The sequence below is a fragment of the Rhizobium terrae genome (genome assembly GCF_003425685.1).
GTDB classification, from domain to species: domain Bacteria; phylum Pseudomonadota; class Alphaproteobacteria; order Rhizobiales; family Rhizobiaceae; genus Neorhizobium; species Neorhizobium terrae.
In genome coordinates, this window is sequence record NZ_QJKM01000011.1 from 65,137 (window position 1) to 83,996 (window position 18,860).

Consider the following 18,860-nt stretch of genomic DNA (forward strand, 5'->3'; position numbering starts at 1 on the left):
CCACACATCCCTTCCCACCGTTTTGACGGGGAGACGGTGGCGGTAGCCGGATGAGGGGCAAGCCGCAGTCACCCCATCCTGAACCGGTAAATGGTGCCGTCATCAGAAACGACCGTCTCCAAGCCCCCTGCCCCGACCGCATCGAGAACCCGCGGCCAGAATTTCTGAGCCGGAGCATTCCGCTCCATGATACTCAGCTCCCATTGGCCGGATCGCGAATTCAATACCGTCTTTGCCGCCTCCAATCCGATGCCACGTCGCCGGGTATCGGGTGCAATATAAAACTCGGCGATCGCGAAATCCGTGCCTCTGCCGGATGGGGACCACGTGTTGACGAAGGCAAAACCGACGCAGCGGTCATTCAGCAGGATCAACAAAGGCCAACGATGATCGGGCTGCTCCCAATAAGCGTCGAAATAGGGATAATCAGTACCCGACCCGCCGTAATGTTCAAACTCGATGAGATAGTCAGAGAGAAGGCTTCTGAGATGCGGCTTATGCGTCGCGAGGGCCAGTTTCAAATCGATACGCAACGCATCACTCCATAAAATCGGCCGGGCAGATTGCCCGGCCTTTTTCCTGTCGAATGCAAGGATATTAGTTGGTGCCCTTGAGGTCCACCGCGAAGAAGATCGTCTCGCCGGACGAGTCGGAGACGCCATCGTTGTCGGTGACGGCAAAAGCCTTGCCGGACTTGTCGAAGGTGAACCCCTCCAGCTTGTCGGTGACGAAGCCGTTGGTCTGCTTCAGGTCGGCGGTGAAATCGTGGACCTCTTCCTTCTTGACGAGCGGCAGTTCGCCGCCGATCTTGCCCGGCTTCAGGTCGGCGATGGCCACACGATAGAGCTTCTTCAGCTTGGCATTTTCGCCAACCTGGTTGTCGCGCTCGATGATGTAGACATAATCGCCGCGGGCGGTGATTTCCGACAGGCCCACCCAGCCGGCATCGGCCTTCTCGATCGGGTAACGGACGGCGCCCCATTCCTTGCTCTTCGGCTTGTAGGAGAGGAGCTTGACGGTGCCCTTGGGATCGTCCTTCCATTCGCGCTGGGCGGCCATCCAGAGCACCATGTCGTCGCCCGAACCGACGGTGGTAATGCCCTCGAAGCCGAAGCGAGTCTCGCCCGAAAGCAGGTCGGCCGGCAGGCCGATTTCGGTGCGGATTTCGCCCTTGGCGGTGACGTTGTAGAGGCCGTGGCCGGTCAACTTGGCGGCATCGCCTTCGGAGGCGAGCCAGAAGCCGCCCTTGCCATCGAGCGCGATACCTTCGATATCGAGCTTCTGGGCCGGCTGGCCGTTGCGGGTGATGCGGGTCACGCCCGTAATCTGCGCCGGCTTCCTGGTCGTATCGATGGTGAAGATCGACGGCTGCATGGCGTAGACGCTGTCGCTGACGGCGTAGACGATACCGTCCTTTTCGGCGTCACCGACGAGACCGGAGAGCGCACCCCAGCCGAGCACGTTACCATCGATATCGTTGGAGACCAGCGTCGGATAGGCCGCCTGGCCTTCGGCAAGCTGGTAGATCATGACGTGCGAGCGAGCGCCGCCATCCTTGCCGAGATCGAGCTCGTTGGCGGTCGCCAGCAGATTACGGTCCGGAATGGCGACGGCACCTTCCGGCGAGATGCCCGACGGCAACAACTGCACGAGCTGAGGTTCGGCACCGGTGTCCTTGTAGACGGCGACGACCGAGGCACGTTCCGAGAGGATGAAAATGTAGTTCTGGCCGTTGAAGGTGGCGAACTCCATGCCCTCCGGCTCGATGCCCTTGGAGCGGGCGCGGCCTTCCGGGAAATGGCCGATGCGGGCGATCGCACGTTCCATCGAAGCGCCGGCTTCATAGAGGACCTTGCCGGTGCGGTCGAAGATCGTGAAGCCGCGCGAACCACCTTTCCAGTCGCCTTCGTTGGCAACGACAAGGCGATTGTTGTCGAGCCACTTGATGGCGTCCGGCTCACGGATAACGCCGGCAGCCTTGCCGGTGAAGGAGAGCTGGCCGTCGGTCTTGTTGTCGATGCCTTCCAGATCAGCCTTGCCGGCGGAGAAGTGGCCGATGACCTTGGCCGTCTTGCCGTCAATGATGGCGATATGGTTGTTTTCCTGCAGGGTGACGGCAATTTCACCGTTGTCGTTGATGGCAACGAATTCCGGCTCCGGATCTTCCGGGGCGACTTCGGCGAGACCGGTCAGCGAAACGTGCTTGATCGAGGCACAGTCGGCGGTGCCGTCCTTCAGCGAAACGATGACGAGGTCGCCGGCCGGCATCTGCGGGATGGCGCCACCGTTCACCTCTTCGTCGCGTTCGTTTTCAATGGCGATCGCGGCAAAGGTCTTGTCCTTGGAGACGGCGATCGAATCCGGCTGGCCGCCGAGATCGCAGGTGAGCTCAACCTCCTTCGAAGCAAGATCAACAACGGCGAGCATGCCGGTCGGCTTGGCTTTGCTTTCCCCGGTGTTGACCGCGGCCAGAACCTTCTTGCCAACGGAGGCGACCGAGGTCGGCTCGCCCTGCAAGGTGACGGCGCCGAGCGCCTTCGGAGCCTTCGGGTCGGTGATATCGATCAGACCGATCGCACCGAGCGGACTGTCGGAATAGATCAGCGTGTTGCCGTCTTCGCTGGCAGTGACGATTTCGGCCGAAGTCGCAGCCAGTTTGTCCTTGCCGGCCGGCAGATTGCTGGCGACGGGGAAGGACGCGATACGATTGAAGACCTGTTCGGCGCTCGCCGGAGCCGCGGCCGAGGCAAGAAGCGCGGCGGTCAGCGCCGCGTGAATACGGAATGTCATAGGAGCCCTCCTGTCCATGAAACCACCGGTGGGTATTGGGACATGGAGATGACAGGCGGATGACGGTCTTCACACCTTAGAGATGCCTTGAAGACCTGGGCGGAGCTCTAAACCGATTAACGGCCGGAAAAGAAAAGGCCCGGGAAAACCCGAGCCTTCGAGACTGAACAGGTTGCCATCGAAGGCATAACCCTGGGGCAGCATATTAGCTGTTGACCGCGTCCTTCAGGCCCTTACCGGCCGAGAACTTCGGAACATTGCGCGCCGGAATGTCGACTTCAGCGCCGGTCGACGGATTGCGACCCTTGGAAGCCTCACGGCGAGAAACGGAGAAGCTGCCGAAACCGGCGAGACGGATATCGCCGCCCTTCTTCAATTCAGCCTGTACTGTCTCAAAAACGGCATCGACGGCGGATGCGGCATCAGCTTTGGAGAGGCCGGCCTTTTCGGCCACTGCGGATACCAGCTCGTTCTTGTTCATGTTTCCACCCCTTTCTAGGTTTTGGAACGACTCAATCATTTCGGGGCCGACAATAGTTTTCCGCCCGGCCTTGGCAACCCAAAAGCTCCGGAAATGCCTGAAAAACAAGGGGTCTGTGGTTAGTTTTCACAAAAAAAGCCGGCTTTCGCCGGCTTTTTTCAAGGTTCGTCGCATTTTGGCGTAGCCAAAAGGCTGTCGATCAGTGCGCGATCGCCGTTCCGACGTCGTCGACGCCTTCAACGGTGGCAATGACAGGCGTTTCCACGGTGCCATCCCATTCGATCGCTTCCGGCTGGCGGACGAGCGCGTGACGGATCACCTCGCCCATGCGCGAGACCGGAATGATCTCCATGCTGTTCTTCACGTTGTCCGGGATCTCCGCCAGATCCTTGGCGTTTTCTTCCGGAATCAGCACCTTCTTGATGCCGCCGCGAAGCGCTGCGAGCAGCTTTTCTTTGAGACCGCCGATCGGCAGGACGCGGCCGCGCAACGTGATCTCACCGGTCATGGCGACATTCTTGTCGACCGGAATACCGGTCATGACGGAGACGATCGCGGTCGCCATGGCGACGCCGGCGGACGGACCGTCCTTCGGGGTCGCACCTTCCGGCACGTGAACGTGGATGTCCGACTTGTCGAAGCGCGGCGGCTCGATGCCGAAGTCTACGGCGCGCGAGCGGACATAAGATGCCGCCGCGGAGATGGACTCCTTCATGACTTCCTTCAGGTTGCCGGTCACCGTCATGCGGCCCTTGCCGGGCATCATGACGCCTTCGATCGTCAGCAGTTCGCCGCCGACTTCCGTCCAGGCGAGACCGGTAACGACACCGACCTGATCCTCACGCTCGGCCTCGCCGTGGCGGAAGCGCGGAACGCCGAGATAGTCATGGACATTGGTCGCGGTGACCTCGACCGATTTCGTCTTGCCCTTGATGATCTCGGTGACCGCCTTGCGGGCGAGCTTCATCAGTTCGCGCTCGAAGTTACGAACGCCGGCCTCGCGGGTATACTGCTGGATGACGGCCATCAGCGCATCGTCGCTGACCGAGAACTCGTTCGGCTGCAGCGCGTGCTCCTTGATCGCCTTCGGCAGAAGGTGACGCTTGGCAATCTCGCGCTTCTCATCCTCGGTATAGCCGGCGATGCGGATGATCTCCATACGATCCATCAGCGGCGCCGGGATGTTCAGCGTGTTCGCCGTGGTGATGAACATCACGTCGGACAGATCGTATTCGACTTCCAGGTAGTGGTCCATGAAGGTCGAGTTCTGCGCCGGGTCTAGCACTTCAAGCAGCGCCGAGGACGGATCGCCACGGAAGTCCATGCCCATCTTGTCGATCTCGTCGAGCAGGAAGAGCGGGTTGGATTTCTTCGCCTTCTTCATCGACTGGACGACCTTGCCGGGCATCGAGCCGATATAGGTGCGGCGGTGACCGCGGATTTCGGCTTCGTCACGGACGCCGCCCAATGCCATGCGGACATATTCGCGGCCGGTCGCCTTGGCGATCGACTGGGCGAGCGAGGTCTTGCCGACGCCCGGAGGACCGACGAGGCACAGGATCGGGCCCTTGATCTTGGTGGCGCGGGCCTGGACGGCCAGATACTCGACGATGCGTTCCTTGACCTTGTCGAGGCCGAAGTGATCCGCTTCGAGGATCTTCTCGGCATTGTTGAGGTCGGTCTTGATCTTCGACTTCTTGCCCCACGGAATGCCGAGCAGCCAGTCGAGATAGTTGCGCACGACGGTGGCTTCCGCCGACATCGGGCTCATCTGGCGCAGCTTCTTCAGCTCCGCATCGGCCTTTTCGCGGGCTTCCTTGGAAAGCTTCGTCTTGGAGATGCGCTCCTCCAGTTCGGCCATCTCGTCGCGGCCTTCCTCGCCATCGCCGAGCTCCTTCTGGATCGCCTTCATTTGCTCATTGAGATAGTATTCGCGCTGGGTCTTCTCCATCTGGCGTTTTACACGCGAGCGGATGCGCTTCTCGACTTGCAGGACCGAGATTTCGCCTTCCATGAAGCCGAGCGCCTTTTCGAGACGCATCTTGACGGAAACCGTCTCCAGCATCTCCTGCTTCTCGGTGATCTTGATCGACAGGTGCGAGGCGACCGTATCGGCGAGCTTGGAATAGTCCTCGATCTGGCTTGCAGCGCCGACGACTTCCGGCGAAATCTTCTTGTTGAGCTTCACATAGTTCTCGAACTCGGAAACTACCGAACGGGAGAGAGCCTCGACCTCGACGGCGTCCTCGTCCGGCTCGGCGAGAATCTTCGCCTTCGCCTCGTAGAATTCGTCGCGACCGGTATAGCTGTCGATCTTGGCGCGCGAGCGGCCTTCGACCAGCACCTTGACGGTGCCGTCCGGCAGCTTGAGGAGCTGCAGCACGTTGGCTACCGTGCCAACCTTGTAGATTGCCGAGGGCTCGGGATCGTCGTCGCCGGCATTGATCTGGGTGACGAGCATAATCTGCTTGTCAGAGCCCATGACTTCCTCAAGCGCGCGAATGGACTTTTCCCGTCCTACGAACAGAGGCACGATCATGTGGGGGAATACCACGATGTCGCGCAGCGGCAGGACCGGATAGGTCTCTACGCCAGATGCCGCAGACGTTGAATTCGTCATTTTATTTCCTTTCCATCGTCCCGTTTCCGGGAACCGTCGCCTGGGTCGCCTTCAGGGCAGTCACCTAGGCACTTCACTCCCGCCCAAGGTGGAGTTTTCGAAAATTGATTTCAAGCCTTGCGACGCCGCTGTCTATCAGCTTTGTGACAGTGGTTTGACAGGGCTTGCACGCCTTACGATTACACGGAACGCCAAGGACACGGAACGCGATCACCGGCATTCATGGCCTGCAACCAAGCTGGCGAAGCAGCTGGAATAACGATCATCATCCCGCACAGTTTCTAATGCAAGCTGAATAAGTTGCAATTCTTCACGATGCAAAAATGGTGGAATAGTCAAAAAAGCAAGACCCTATCGCCGAACGAAAAAGAGGCCCGAACGGGGCCTCTTCACGCTGGCGTTCAGGATTGTCGGATCAGGCCGAAACGTTGGCCTTTTCGTCCTGCCGATCGGCATAGATGTAGAGCGGCCGGGCATTTCCGCGCACGACATCGTCCGAAATGACCACTTCCCTGACGCCTTCCAGCGTCGGCAGCTCGAACATGGTGTCGAGCAGGATCTTTTCCATGATCGAGCGCAGGCCACGGGCGCCGGTCTTGCGGATGATCGCCCGCTTGGCGATTTCGCGCAACGCGTCCTCGTGGAAGGTCAGATCGACGTCCTCCATCTCGAAGAGGCGCTGATACTGCTTGATCAGTGCGTTCTTCGGTTCGGACAGGATCTGGATCAACGCATCCTCGTCGAGGTCTTCCAGCGTCGCCAAGACCGGCAGACGGCCGATGAATTCCGGGATGAGGCCGAACTTGACCAGGTCTTCCGGCTCCAGTTCGCGCAGAACTTCGCCGACGCGGCGATCATCCGGCGATTTGACCGCAGCGGCAAAGCCGATCGAGGTCTTTTCGCCGCGAGCGGAGATGATCTTGTCGAGGCCGGCAAAGGCGCCGCCGCAGATGAACAGGATGTTCGTCGTGTCGACCTGCAGGAATTCCTGCTGCGGATGCTTGCGCCCGCCCTGCGGCGGAACCGAGGCAACCGTGCCTTCCATGATCTTCAAAAGCGCCTGCTGCACGCCCTCACCCGATACGTCGCGGGTTATCGAGGGATTGTCGGACTTGCGGGAGATCTTGTCCACTTCGTCGATATAGACGATGCCGCGCTGGGCACGCTCGACGTTGTAGTCCGCAGCCTGCAGGAGCTTCAAGATGATGTTTTCGACGTCCTCGCCGACATAACCGGCTTCGGTGAGCGTCGTCGCATCGGCCATGGTGAACGGAACGTCGATGATGCGGGCGAGCGTCTGGGCGAGATAGGTCTTGCCGCAGCCGGTCGGGCCGACCAGCATGATGTTCGACTTCGCAAGCTCGACGTCGCCGCCCTTGGAGGCGTGCGCCAGGCGCTTGTAGTGGTTATGCACCGCGACCGACAGAATGCGCTTGGCCTGTTTCTGACCGATGACGTATTCGTCAAGAACCTTGATGATGTCCTGAGGCGTCGGAACGCCATCGCGGGACTTGACCATCGACGTCTTGTTCTCTTCGCGGATGATGTCCATGCACAGTTCGACACATTCATCGCAGATGAATACGGTCGGTCCGGCGATCAGCTTCCGGACTTCGTGCTGGCTCTTTCCGCAGAAAGAGCAATACAGGGTATTCTTGGAGTCGCCGCCGTTGCTGCCGCTGACTTTGCTCATATCACTTTCCTTCCAGCACTCCGCGCGCTCATCAAAACGGACACGGTCCGCTTCACCGCCTGCCGACACGCGCGCCCCTCCGACAAAAAGGATGGGGGAGCCTTGCGCGCCTGCCTTGCCCTAAAGGTACTCTACCGATTCCCAACCACATTATGCGAATCGGCGGCAACGAAACCCTTAATAACGAATGCCATGTCACAAAACTTCAACACAGCATTAATAAGTACTAATAGCGCTTTCCGTGCGACTTGAAACCCCTTTGTGGTCAAATCGGGGTGAGACGCACAGGTCTTCGCCATCAAACTCAATCTCCGGTGCCGCCTTCGAGTTCCTGACGCGAGGTCAGGATCTTGTCGATGACGCCCCAATCCTGGGCCTCGTCGGCCGTCATGAAGTGGTCACGATCAAGGGTCTTTTCAACTTCCTCGTACGTGCGGCCGGTATGCTTCACGTAGACCTCGTTCAAACGCCTTTTCATCTTCAATATGTCACGAGCATGGCGCTCGATGTCGGAAGCCTGCCCCTGGAAGCCGCCCGAGGGCTGATGCACCATGATGCGCGAATTCGGGGTGGCGAAACGCATACCCTTTTCGCCGGCGCAAAGCAGAAGCGAGCCCATGGACGCAGCCTGGCCGATGCACAGCGTCGAAACTGCGGGCCTGATAAACTGCATCGTGTCGTAGATCGCCATGCCGGCGGTCACGACGCCGCCGGGCGAATTAATGTAGAGGGCGATTTCCTTCTTCGGATTCTCGGCCTCCAGGAAGAGAAGCTGGGCGCAGACAAGCGACGCCATGTGGTCCTCCACCGGACCGGTCAGGAAGATGATCCGCTCCTTGAGAAGCCGCGAATAGATGTCGTAGGAGCGCTCACCGCGATTGGTCTGTTCGACGACCATCGGCACCAAGGCCATTGCGGTATCAACTGGATTTCTCATGTCCGTCCTTTGTCAAGCGATTCTTGATCCCGGGCGAAGGCAGAGAACCGCTCCGGAATCAAATAGAATGGGTCATCCCCTACATAGAGTGTCAACGCCCGGCACTTCAAGACGGAGCATCCGATATCCTTAATCGCCGGGGAATGCGCGAGGCTGACCGCTAATACGATTTCTGCCGGGATGGCAGCCTGCTGCGGATCGTTTTGCGACGGGGCACAGGTTTTTGGCCGATCAGGGTAAAGCGGTCGTGAACAGGGGCGTGCATCGCCCTGCTTCCGCTGCGTAAACCCGCAGGTTTCTCGATATTCCGGCAACCTCGTCTTAAAGACTGCGTGCCATATTGGCTCCGGCTCGACATTAAGTGCTGGAGTTTCGAGTGGATATCTTGACGGGCCTGATGATCTGGGCGGCGGAGGCGCTGACGCTTGCCGTGCTGCTCTGGTCGCGGTGGTTTTACGAACGGGACAATTTCTATCTGACCTGGGGCAGCGGCTTTGCGATGCACGGCATCGGGGTCGCCCTCGTCGCCCTGCGCGGCGATATCCCCGATTTCATCTCGATCGAGATCGCCAATACGATGATCCTTGCCGGTGTCGGCCTGTGGATCGCCGGACTGCTGCAGTTCGACCACAAGCCGGTCGACGCCTATGTCGCAATTCCGGCGCTGATCTGGGTCGCCGGCATGTTCCTGACGCCGATCCGTGAGAACTTTGCGTTTCGGGTCGTGCTTGCCAACGGCGCCGGCGCCGTCGGTTATGCCATCATGATCGGGCTGCTTCTCCAGGACTGCGGCGCCTCCCGGCGAACAAGGCAGGTTCTCGCGAGCTTCATCGGCATCCAGCTCGTCTCCAGCGGCATCGTCGCGGTCGCGGCCGTCATCAACGGGGCGACATCCTTCAGCTCTTCTCCCAATTCGGGATGGCTGTTCTTCCCGGCAGCCGTCTGCTTCATCGCCGGCATCATGTCCGGCGGCAAGCTCCTCACGGAGCGTTCGGAACAGAAGCTCAAGGCTCTCGCCATCACCGATCCGCTGACGGGCGTTCTCAACCGCCGCGGCCTGATCGACGAATTTCACAAGCTGCGGGACATAGAGAACCCTGAAAAGCCGGTGATCGCGCTCCTGCACTTCGACCTGGACAGCTTCAAGCAGATCAACGACCGTTGCGGCCACCAGGCGGGAGATGCGGTCCTTGTCGCATTTTCGCAGATCGGCCAGACGTCGCTGCGCGGACGGGGACATTTCGGCCGCATGGGGGGCGAGGAGTTCGCCTCGATCCTGCGCGTCGCGGACATGGTGGAGGCCGCAAGCATCGCGGAAGCGATTCGCCTGACCCTCAAGCGCCAGACCGTCACGGCCGGCGAGCACCGGATCAAGGTGACGGTCAGTGCGGGCATCGCGCTGGCGATTGTCGAAGCATCCGATCTCGATCTTCTGCTGACTGCCGCCGACCGCGCACTTTACACCGCCAAGGAGAGCGGCCGCGATCGCACCGCGATCGATACCGGCGGCGAAGCCTCCATCGTTCCGGCCGTCGACCGGCAGGGCCAGGAGGAGGCGCCGGCCGATATCCGCGCCAATCACCAGGTGGCTGCCCTCAAGCGGCTGGCGTCACTCGGCAAGCAGTGAATTCGATCTTGCCCTCCTCTTGCCGAAGCCCACATTAATCGCAGCGACGAACTGTGGAGGTGCGCCATGCGGACGAGAGGTTTTACGGGCATTCTTCTGTCCCTGATCCTATGTGCGGGCGGCCCACCACTGGCAGGCACCGCGTTTGCCCAGCAGGCATCCGACACGGTCGCGCCGGAGCGGGCCACCGGCTTTGCGGCCGCAAAGCGCGTCGAGGCGAAAGACTTCATGGTCGCCGCCGCCAATCCGCTGGCGGCGGAGGCCGGCCGCGACGTGATCGCCAAGGGCGGCAATGCGGTCGACGCCATGGTGGCGGTGCAGACCGTCCTCGGCCTGGTCGAGCCGCAGAGCTCCGGCCTCGGCGGCGGCTCCTTCCTCGTTTATTACGACGCGACCTCGAAGAAACTCACCACGTTCGACGGCCGCGAAACGGCCCCGATGGAGGCAACGCCGAAACTCTTCCTCGACGCGCAGGGCCAGCCGCTGAAATTTATGGACGCGGTTATCGGCGGACGGTCGGTCGGCACGCCGGGAACCGTGCGGCTGCTCTTCGACGTCCACAAGCGTTACGGAAAGTCGGATTGGGCGAGCCTTTTCGAACCGGCCGTCAAACTCGCCTCGGACGGCTTCCAGGTCTCTCCCCGCCTCGCCTCGCTGATTGCGGGCGAAGGCGACAGGCTGAAGAAATACCAAGGACCGCGCGGCTATTTCTACGACGATGCCGGCGCGCCGCTGAAGGCGGGCGCCGTCCTCAAGAACCCGCTCTATGCCGAAACACTGAAGACGATCGCCGAGGGTGGCGCCGACGCCTTCTACAAGGGTCCGATCGCCGATGCGATCGTCAAGACCGTACGGGAAGCGGCGGGCAATCCCGGTGTTCTTTCGACGGCCGATCTCGCCACCTACCGTGTCAAGGAACGGGAGCCCGTCTGTTTCAGCTACCGGGCGCTCGATGTCTGCGGCATGGGACCTCCCTCCTCCGGCGCGGTGGCCGTCGGCCAGATGCTCGGCCTGATCGAGAATTTCGATGTGAAGGGCTTCGGCCCCCAAAATATCCAGAGCTGGCGGATCATCGGCGACGCGCAGCGGCTCGCCTTCGCCGACCGCGAACGCTACCTCGCCGATACCGATTTCCAGCCGGCGCCGATCAAGGGGCTGCTCAAGAAGGACTATCTCAGCAAGCGCGCGGCACTTCTGGACGGCGACAAGGCACTTGCCGCCGACCAGGTGAAAGCCGGCGAGCCGGAATGGGACCATGCCCTGCTGTTCGGCCGGGACGCTTCGATCGAGATCCCCTCCACCAGCCATTTCGTCATCGTCGACAAGCAGGGTAATGTCGTCTCGATGACGACGACGATCGAGGGCGGCTTCGGCTCGCGGCTGATGACCAACGGTTTCCTGCTCAACAACGAGCTGACCGACTTCTCCTTCAAGACACATGACGGCAGCCTGCCCGTCGCCAACCGGGTCGAGCCCGGCAAACGGCCACGCTCCTCGATGACGCCGACCATCGTGATGAAGGACGGCAAGCCGCTGCTCGCCATCGGCTCGCCGGGCGGCAGCCAGATCATCGGTTATGTCGCTCAGGCGCTGATCGCCTATATCGACTGGGACATGCCGGTGGAGCAGATCGTCGCCCAGCCGCATTTCATCAACCGCTTCGGCCAATACGAGATCGAAGCCGGTACGGAGGCGGAAAAATTCGCAGAACCGCTGAAGGCACTCGGCTACGAGGTGAAGGCCGGCGAGATGAATTCCGGCCTGCATGCGATCGAGATCACCGCCAACGGCCTGGCCGGCAGCGCCGATCCGCGCCGCGAGGGTATCGCCGTCGGCGAATGATCAGACTTCCGCCGCGCCGTAGACCAAAGCCGTCTTGGTCGGTCCTGCTGGATCGGCGAACGACGACGCGACGAGCGCCGTCATCACCGTCCAGGCCGTGCGAACGACGTCCAGGTCCGCCTTTCCGTCGTCGAGCGGAAAACGGAAGCTGAATTCGGCGGCGATCGGTTCATCGAGGGCAGCTTGCCTCCACCAGAGGATCAGGGCGCATTCCGCTTCGACATCCTCAGACAACCCGATCCAACCGTCCTCGAAGACATGTTCCACGATATTCAGGCCGGCGACAGTCCGAACCGGCGTGTCGAGGGGCGGCAGCGACGGCCGGCGGATGTCCGTATAGGGCGCGAGGCAGGCGCCGACATCGGCCGGCATCCGCCGCTCATCGAATTCCGCCTCCACCGAACGGCTGAAGAGCGCCCAGAACCGAGGCGTCTCGGCCGGCGGCACCAGCTTCACATCCTCCTCGAATTTCGGCTCTTCATCGCTCTTCTTCTTCAGGTCGAAGTCCTGCGCACCGGCGAGCAGGCGGTCGCCATGGCGAAACTTGAGGGTCGCCTTCCAATCCTTGCGGGAGCCGAGCGGCCGGCGCATGCGGAAAACCAGGTCGGAGCCGCGGTAAAGGCCGAGATCGGCGGTATCCAGAAAGAAGACATCACGTTGCTTACCGGCTTTCAGGACATCGAGCTTGCCGCGCGGATCGACATCAACGCCTTGCAGAACTCCGCCCACCTCTTTCCAGAAACGTGAGACGGCGGAGCGGCAGGCGGTTTCATCGCCCTCAAACTCTCGCGCATGCAACATGAGCTTGTATTCGCGCGACGACAGGTCCATCGACATTCCCTCCCTGCCCTGCCTGCGGATCCTTATTGCCGGACAGCATGACCGCAATCCAGAATTGCGTCAATCGCAGACGCTTTCCGGCTGGCGAGAAATCCGTTAGGCTCTTCGCATGATCCTGCCCGACTTCCTCCAAATCGATCCCGAAACCCGTCATGTCTCGCTGGATGGCCGCGACCCCGCCTTCTATGGCGACCCCAACCGCGTCTATGCACTCCTGCACGAGCATTGTCCGATCTTTTACTGGGAGGAGCAACGGCAGTGGTTCTTCGCCGGCTACGACCATGTGAACGGCCTGTTGCGCGACCGGCGTTTCGGCCGGCAGATCCTGCATATCGCCAGCCGCGAGGAACTCGGCCTGCCTGATCCTGCCCCGCATCTCGAAAATTTCGACCTCGCCGAGCGCTATTCCCTGCTGGAACTCGAACCGCCCGAGCACAGCCGCCTTCGCACCCTCGTCAACCGCGCCTTCGTCTCCCGCCATATCGAAAGACTGAGGCCCGAAATCGCGGCGCTTGCGGAGAAGCTGATCGATGGTTTCGAGAAGGACGGGCAGACGGAACTCCTCTCCTCCTTCGCCGACATCATCCCCGTGACGATGATCGCAAGGATGATCGGTATTCCGGACGAGATGGGGCCGCAGCTTCTTGCCTGGTCGCATGCCTATGTCGGCATGTACATGTTCAAGCGGACGGAGGCGGACGAGTTCGCGGCAGATCGGGCGGCGAAGGAATTTGCCGATTACGTGAAGGGCCTGATCGCGGAACGCCGCCGCAATCCGCGCGAGGATCTCTTGACCCACATGATCCATACCGAACACAAGGGCCAGCACCTCACCGACGACGAGCTGGTCTCAACGACCATCGTATTGCTGAACGCCGGCCACGAAGCGACCGTGCATCAGATCGGCAATTCGGTGCGGATGATTCTCGAGAGCGGGCTACCGGCCACCGAACTTTTCCGCGACGAGGCGGCGACCGAACGGACGGTCGAGGAAACCCTGCGCATCTGTGCGCCGGTGCATATCTTCCAGCGCTGGGCGCTGGAGGACGTCGAGATCGACGGGCTCCAGTTCAGGCGCGGCGACAAGGTGAGCCTGATCCTTGCCGCCGCCAATCTCGACCCGAAAAAATTCACCGATCCGCTGACTTTCAAGCCTGAGCGTCAGGAAGCCCCGAACCTCTCCTTCGGCGCCGGCATCCATTTCTGCATCGGCGCGCCGCTTGCGAGGCTGGAGCTCAACACCGTGCTGCCGATCCTGTTCAGGCGGCTGCCGGAGATGCGGATCGCGGACAAGCCGGTGGTGAAGGACGTCTATCATTTTCACGGATTGGAGCGGCTGGATCTGGCCTGGTGAACGTGATCCGCCATATAATCTTCGGTCCGTTTCACGTCAGCGCCTGGAAGATTTGCGAAGAGATGGCGCAAATACGCCATCTGGCGACTTAGTGAAATTGAATCAAAGCGTCTCGCCAATATCGAAAAATACAGAAGGGTAATGTGCAACTACGGCGCGCTATCGTAGTTGCACAATCCTTTATGTCCCTTATGTCGCAATCATGCATTTACGGCATTGAAGTAGCGAGCCGCCGGCTTGCTGAGCGAGAGATGCGGGCGCAGGTCATCGCGCGCGGTTTCAAAAGTGCGATAGAGCGACCTGTCGCCGAGCGAGGGGATGGTGATCAACTCGCCCTGGTCGAAGCCTGAAAGGGCCGCGTCCACCAGATCACCCGCGTCCATGACCATGTTCGGGTCCATGCTGTCGAAAGAGCCTCCGACGCGGTCGAATATCTCCGTGCGGGTCAGGCCGGGCAGCACCGCTTGAATACGCACGCCCGTTCCGGCAAGTTCGGCGGCCAGCGATTCCGTCAGCGTCAGCAGGAAGGCCTTGCTGGCGCTGTAGGTTCCGCTGAAGGCCTGGGGCCAGAGTGCGACCACCGAGGCTGTGTTGATGATGCCACCCTCCCCGCGACCGACGAAAGCCTGCGCGGCAGCAACCGCAAGGCGGTTGGCGGCGGTGACGTTGAGATCGACCATCTGATCAAGATAGTCCGTGTCGGTCTTCAGCAACGGACCTTTCGGACCGATACCGGCATTGTTGACGAACAGCGTGATCGACCCGTCCTGGCGCAGGCGCCGGTCGACGACGGCCACGTCGGTACGCTGCGTCAGGTCGGCGCGCAGCACCTCTGCCCTTACGCCATGACTCTGCGTCAACCGCTCCGCAAGCGCCTTCAGGCGATCCGCATCGCGGGCGACAACGATGAGGTCATAGCCACGGGCGGCGAGTTTTTCCGCATAGGTCGCGCCGATGCCGGAGGATGCGCCGGTTACGAGCGCGGTTCCCAGTTTCGAGGTTCGTGTCATGAAGTCCGTCTCCTAGGTTTAAAATACTGGCATATGCAACTAAATAAATGAAGACGATCGATCGGAGCCGCAAGAGGGGTTTGGAAATTTTTCTGAATGGTGGCATAGCCCGACAAAACCGGGCATTCTTGCCCCGCAAGGACGGGACGGATATGGCAGACGCGACACAGGAACCGGAAGACGGCATCTGGCTTTATTGCAGCAACAGCGCGGTGCGCCGCGCCGCGCGGCAACTCGGCCGACTTTATGACGACGCGATGGGCGACACGGGCCTCAAGGGCACCCAGTTCTCGCTTCTTTCGCAGATCTGGCGCTCAGGGGAGCCAACGCTCAAGAACCTCGCGGAGGCGATGGTGATGGATCTTTCCGCGCTCGGCCACACTCTGAAGCCGCTGCTGCGCGACGGGTTTGTGGAACTGGTACCGGACGAAAAGGACCGGCGCGTCAAACGGGTACGCCTGACCGAGGCCGGCGAGGCAATCCAGCGGGAGCTCACGTCGCGCTGGCAGGCTGCTCAAAGCCGGTTCGACGCGGCATTCGGCAAGGAAAAATCGGAGGAACTGCGCCGGATGCTCGCATTCATCTCCTCGCCGGAGTTTGCGGAGAGGTTCACCGCCGGGTAAGCGGGGAAAAAAGGCGGGCTAATGTCGGTCGCCGAGCTTCGACGCCGTTTTTCCGTCATGCCATCGACCGCCCAGGTCAGTCCAACCATCAACATCGACACTATGGAATTCGGATCACATAATTCTTGCGGGTCGCTTCAACCACTTCCCAGGTTCCTTTGAAACCCGGCCTCAGGATCATGCTGTCGCCCGCCTTCAGATGGACGGCCGCGCCGCCTTCCTCCGTGACGATCGAATGGCCGGAGAGGATGTGGAAGTATTCCCATTCGTCATAGACGATCCGCCACTTTCCAGGCGTCGCTTCCCAGACCCCGGCATAGAGCCCGTCCCCGGCCTCTTCGAAATTCCAGGTGCGGAATCTCGGATTGCCGGAGATGAGCCGGTCAGGCGCCGGCGTGCCCTCTTCCGGCTCCACGGAGGAAAGATCGAATGTCAGCCAGAATACCATCTCATGCCTCAGATGCGGTTCGCCAACAACATCGGCTATTCATAGGATTGATTTCATTGAAAAATACACCAGACTTTGCCAAATGTCTCAGCTAAGATCTACATAAACGTACGTCCTGACACGGCGAAGTTCGGTAGCATCTCCAAGCGGATCGACCTCCGATTTCGTCTCGAAACTGAGCGCCTCCCTGGATAGCGGGATAGGCCGCTTCGTCGATGCGGATATGAACGATGCCTCGACGAGGCTAAAAGCCCTGCATACGCAACAACAACTGGCGATACAGTCGCTCCGGATAGAAAATTCGGACGCCCAGAACATCATGCAGTTGTTCCGCTAGGAATCATTGAAAGTCGGTTGGGCCAGTATATTTGTCGCATGGCGGCTTTAACGTGGGCGACGACACAGGGAATGGCTGACGTTTTGATACGGAAACGGGAATTTCTGGTGAGCGTGGCCGCAGTCGCGCTTGCAGGCATTCATGGAGGGCGAGTTATGGCGGCGTTGAACGGCAACGTGGATGTCGCGGCCCTCGCGGCCCTGAGGCCCGGCATGCCGATGGCGGCAGTCGAGGCGGCAACGGGTTCAGTCTGGAAGCCACCTGCCCCACATAAAGGCGGCAAGATCGACCTGCTCGAAAACAGCCATGGGGTCGTTGTATGGATCAATCGGGACGGCTTGATCGGCATGCTCAACTACAATCATCGCTTCCCGCACCCCGTCAGCGGGATCGCAATGGGAATGAAGATCGAGCAGGTGCGCGCCGCCATGCCATCTCTCGATATCGGCGACGACCTACCCATGATGCGAGGCGTGCGTATGGGCGAGCGGCGGTTTCCCCAAGGCTACACTTTGCGTGTCCGCCTCACCCTCGATACCGTCAACGAAATCGTCTTTTCCAACCCTGAGGCCGAATATCCCGAACCGACGGAACCACCCTACCCGGCGGCCGCGGGCATTGCTGGTGCGCCTTTCGCGGACCCCAACCTCAAGCTCGTCGTCTTGTCTTCGCTTCTCGATGCGAAGCAGATCGATCTCGGCTCACCTGAACAGCTGGCCACGTATGTCCTCGGTCGAGCGGTCAATCTCGAGGACGAAGGATACGAGATCATCTCGGAGGCCCGGGACTATCTGGAGAGATACCCGCTGACCGACGAGCTTCTCGCCACAGTGGAGGAAATTGAGTTCGACGGCGGCGGGACGGTCTACGAATACGCTTGGTATTTCTGGGATGGCGAAGACGACGTCTTCGACGTCAAGGACCTGTCGGGGATCGAGTTGTGCCCGAACCTCAGGAGCTTTTCCGCGATATCGATGATCGGAGAGGTCGACATGCGCACCTTTCTGCCGTTCCGCAAAGTGGAATCCCTGAACCTCAGCACCGGGATGAGCCATACCGAGGCTCTGCTCGACTTGCCCGCCCTAAAAGAAGTGAGGGTCCTCAACGACGAGATTTACAATGAGGTCACGACTGCCGGCACGCCGACCAGACGTATCTTCGAGACGCTGAAGGATCGCGGGGTCCGCGTCTGGGTCCACTGGATGTCTGCCACGGAACCCACCCCGCCTGCGTTCGAGTGAGCCTCGTCGAAACCTAGTGCAATCGACTTCAGAATAGACGGCCGGCAAATCGCTCTGTCTCCCAGGTCTTGAGAAAAGTCGCCTCCCGAGCGATCCAGCCGACTGCATTGCTACCCCACTCTTGCGATCGGCTGGCGTACTCCCCCATCAGCCAGAAGTGGCGGACAATCACAAAACGCTGTGCTGCCTCGAAATCGTAGGCGGCAATCGGCCGCACCGCTCGATATCCCTCGATGAACGCGTCCCACATCGACGTCAGCGCTCGGCCGAAGGACACTTTCGCCCACAGGAATACAGCCAAGTCATACGCGAGGTATCCCGGGCCGCCGTCGTCGAAATCGAAGAAAACCGCGTCACCCGCGTCAGTGATCCTGGCATTGAAACCATGACAGTCTCCGTGACAGAACGTCCACGTCAGGCTGCCGAACGCTTCGATCGCGTTGGCGGTGCGCGAGGCGATCTCTTCAAGGTCGCTTAGGACTTTGGCGTCTTCTACAATTCCGCTATCGCGTATCCGGCCGAGCGGCCGGTGCAGCAAGTGTTCGAGGTCAAGTCGATATTGTGCTCCACCAGACGGAAATGTCTCGGCTGCATTGTGCATCAGAGCCAAGGTCTTCCCGTTTGCTCGAGCATCGCCAGCATCCATCCCATTAGGCTCCCGGCCAGCGATGGCCTGGAAAAGCACGCCTTCACGCACCCCTTCTGGAGCGCGTCCTTTGGTGTAGAGCGTACCATCATGCGTCGGGATGGGAGCTGCGACAGGCACTTTGGCCTGCGACAGATAATCGAGGAAAGCTGTCTCGGTTTCGACATCCGCTCGACCGCGGGCTCGGACGTGGGAAAGTCGGAATACGTAACGCTCGCCGTTGCTGTCGGTGGTGAGATAGACGTCGTTCAGACCACGATGAAGCAATCGGCAATGAACCGGCGCTGCGATTGCATACTGTTCCTGTATGAACCGTTCGATCGCTTCAGTCTGCGGGGTAGAATATAGCGGATCGAAGTCCAGCATCGCAG

The 18,860-nt window shown here is 60.5% G+C and carries 15 protein-coding genes and 1 pseudogene; 6 read left to right on the forward strand and 10 right to left on the reverse strand.

Annotated features, from left to right (window positions below; all coding sequences use genetic code 11):
• Positions 1–68 precede the first annotated feature (68 nt).
• From DMO26_RS20740 to clpP, 6 genes are all read right to left on the reverse strand, one after another.
• Positions 69–533, reverse strand: a complete 465-nt coding sequence (locus DMO26_RS20740; protein WP_162895002.1) for a GNAT family N-acetyltransferase — start codon at positions 531–533, stop codon at positions 69–71.
• A gap of 64 nt (positions 534–597) precedes the next feature.
• Positions 598–2,790, reverse strand: a complete 2,193-nt coding sequence (locus tag DMO26_RS20745) for an esterase-like activity of phytase family protein (RefSeq protein WP_117194066.1) — start codon at positions 2,788–2,790, stop codon at positions 598–600.
• A 205-nt stretch (positions 2,791–2,995) separates the two neighbouring features.
• Complete coding sequence (gene hupB, locus DMO26_RS20750) at positions 2,996–3,271, reverse strand: DNA-binding protein HupB (RefSeq protein ID WP_007753405.1); 276 nt, start codon at positions 3,269–3,271, stop codon at positions 2,996–2,998.
• Between the two features lie 199 nt (positions 3,272–3,470).
• The gene (gene lon, locus DMO26_RS20755; protein WP_117194067.1) at positions 3,471–5,891 is read right to left on the reverse strand and encodes an endopeptidase La; all 2,421 of its coding nucleotides are present in this window, start codon (positions 5,889–5,891) and stop codon (positions 3,471–3,473) included.
• A gap of 415 nt (positions 5,892–6,306) precedes the next feature.
• Positions 6,307–7,584 carry an ATP-dependent Clp protease ATP-binding subunit ClpX gene (clpX, locus tag DMO26_RS20760; protein ID WP_117194068.1) on the reverse strand — a complete coding sequence of 426 codons (1,278 nt, stop codon included), beginning with the start codon at positions 7,582–7,584 and terminating at the stop codon, positions 6,307–6,309.
• 304 nt (positions 7,585–7,888) lie between these two features.
• Positions 7,889–8,521: an ATP-dependent Clp endopeptidase proteolytic subunit ClpP gene (clpP, locus tag DMO26_RS20765; protein WP_117194069.1), complete on the reverse strand. Its 633-nt coding sequence runs from the start codon at positions 8,519–8,521 to the stop codon at positions 7,889–7,891.
• 376 nt (positions 8,522–8,897) lie between these two features.
• Here clpP and DMO26_RS20770 point away from each other — a divergent pair, with 376 nt between their 5' ends.
• Positions 8,898–10,148 (forward strand): GGDEF domain-containing protein, encoded by a 1,251-nt coding sequence (locus tag DMO26_RS20770; protein WP_117194070.1) that lies wholly within the window; start codon positions 8,898–8,900, stop codon positions 10,146–10,148.
• Between the two features lie 66 nt (positions 10,149–10,214).
• Positions 10,215–11,990, forward strand: a complete 1,776-nt coding sequence (gene ggt, locus DMO26_RS20775) for a gamma-glutamyltransferase (protein WP_117194071.1) — start codon at positions 10,215–10,217, stop codon at positions 11,988–11,990.
• On the opposite strand, the gene DMO26_RS20780 is transcribed toward ggt, so the two are convergent.
• Positions 11,991–12,821 (reverse strand): hypothetical protein, encoded by an 831-nt coding sequence (locus DMO26_RS20780; protein ID WP_117194072.1) that lies wholly within the window; start codon positions 12,819–12,821, stop codon positions 11,991–11,993.
• A gap of 118 nt (positions 12,822–12,939) precedes the next feature.
• Here DMO26_RS20780 and DMO26_RS20785 point away from each other — a divergent pair, with 118 nt between their 5' ends.
• Positions 12,940–14,184, forward strand: coding sequence for a cytochrome P450 (locus DMO26_RS20785; protein WP_117194073.1), 1,245 nt, complete (start codon positions 12,940–12,942; stop codon positions 14,182–14,184).
• A 200-nt stretch (positions 14,185–14,384) separates the two neighbouring features.
• On the opposite strand, the gene DMO26_RS20790 is transcribed toward DMO26_RS20785, so the two are convergent.
• Positions 14,385–15,194 carry an SDR family NAD(P)-dependent oxidoreductase gene (locus DMO26_RS20790; protein WP_117194074.1) on the reverse strand — a complete coding sequence of 270 codons (810 nt, stop codon included), beginning with the start codon at positions 15,192–15,194 and terminating at the stop codon, positions 14,385–14,387.
• 152 nt (positions 15,195–15,346) lie between these two features.
• Here DMO26_RS20790 and DMO26_RS20795 point away from each other — a divergent pair, with 152 nt between their 5' ends.
• On the forward strand, positions 15,347–15,817 hold the full coding sequence (locus tag DMO26_RS20795; RefSeq protein WP_117194255.1) for a MarR family winged helix-turn-helix transcriptional regulator: 471 nt from the start codon (positions 15,347–15,349) through the stop codon (positions 15,815–15,817).
• Between the two features lie 100 nt (positions 15,818–15,917).
• On the opposite strand, the gene DMO26_RS20800 is transcribed toward DMO26_RS20795, so the two are convergent.
• On the reverse strand, positions 15,918–16,265 hold the full coding sequence (locus DMO26_RS20800; RefSeq protein ID WP_117194075.1) for a cupin domain-containing protein: 348 nt from the start codon (positions 16,263–16,265) through the stop codon (positions 15,918–15,920).
• A gap of 157 nt (positions 16,266–16,422) precedes the next feature.
• Here DMO26_RS20800 and DMO26_RS20805 point away from each other — a divergent pair.
• Together DMO26_RS20805 and DMO26_RS20810 are read left to right on the forward strand one after the other, a co-directional pair.
• Positions 16,423–16,602 (forward strand): annotated as a pseudogene (locus DMO26_RS20805) (flagellin); the annotation flags it as partial.
• A gap of 155 nt (positions 16,603–16,757) precedes the next feature.
• Complete coding sequence (locus DMO26_RS20810; protein ID WP_117194077.1) at positions 16,758–17,843, forward strand: DUF7256 domain-containing protein; 1,086 nt, start codon at positions 16,758–16,760, stop codon at positions 17,841–17,843.
• 28 nt (positions 17,844–17,871) lie between these two features.
• Here the strand turns inward: DMO26_RS20810 and DMO26_RS20815 are convergent, their stop codons facing one another.
• The gene (locus tag DMO26_RS20815) at positions 17,872–18,855 is read right to left on the reverse strand and encodes a phosphotransferase enzyme family protein (protein WP_117194078.1); all 984 of its coding nucleotides are present in this window, start codon (positions 18,853–18,855) and stop codon (positions 17,872–17,874) included.
• Between the last annotated feature and the right edge of the window lie 5 nt (positions 18,856–18,860).

What these genes read in the sequence shown, in the direction of transcription:
- DMO26_RS20745 (WP_117194066.1), bottom strand. Translation starts at nt 2,790, where the DNA reads ATGACATTCCGTATTCACGCGGCGCTGACCGCCGCGCTTCTTGCCTCG.
- hupB (WP_007753405.1), bottom strand. Translation starts at nt 3,271, where the DNA reads ATGAACAAGAACGAGCTGGTATCCGCAGTGGCCGAAAAGGCCGGCCTC.
- lon (WP_117194067.1), bottom strand. Translation starts at nt 5,891, where the DNA reads ATGACGAATTCAACGTCTGCGGCATCTGGCGTAGAGACCTATCCGGTC.
- clpX (WP_117194068.1), bottom strand. Translation starts at nt 7,584, where the DNA reads ATGAGCAAAGTCAGCGGCAGCAACGGCGGCGACTCCAAGAATACCCTG.
- clpP (WP_117194069.1), bottom strand. Translation starts at nt 8,521, where the DNA reads ATGAGAAATCCAGTTGATACCGCAATGGCCTTGGTGCCGATGGTCGTC.
- ggt (WP_117194071.1), top strand. Translation starts at nt 10,215, where the DNA reads ATGCGGACGAGAGGTTTTACGGGCATTCTTCTGTCCCTGATCCTATGT.
- DMO26_RS20780 (WP_117194072.1), bottom strand. Translation starts at nt 12,821, where the DNA reads ATGGACCTGTCGTCGCGCGAATACAAGCTCATGTTGCATGCGCGAGAG.
- DMO26_RS20785 (WP_117194073.1), top strand. Translation starts at nt 12,940, where the DNA reads ATGATCCTGCCCGACTTCCTCCAAATCGATCCCGAAACCCGTCATGTC.
- DMO26_RS20790 (WP_117194074.1), bottom strand. Translation starts at nt 15,194, where the DNA reads ATGACACGAACCTCGAAACTGGGAACCGCGCTCGTAACCGGCGCATCC.
- DMO26_RS20795 (WP_117194255.1), top strand. Translation starts at nt 15,347, where the DNA reads ATGGCAGACGCGACACAGGAACCGGAAGACGGCATCTGGCTTTATTGC.
- DMO26_RS20800 (WP_117194075.1), bottom strand. Translation starts at nt 16,265, where the DNA reads ATGGTATTCTGGCTGACATTCGATCTTTCCTCCGTGGAGCCGGAAGAG.
- DMO26_RS20810 (WP_117194077.1), top strand. Translation starts at nt 16,758, where the DNA reads ATGGCGGCGTTGAACGGCAACGTGGATGTCGCGGCCCTCGCGGCCCTG.
- DMO26_RS20815 (WP_117194078.1), bottom strand. Translation starts at nt 18,855, where the DNA reads ATGCTGGACTTCGATCCGCTATATTCTACCCCGCAGACTGAAGCGATC.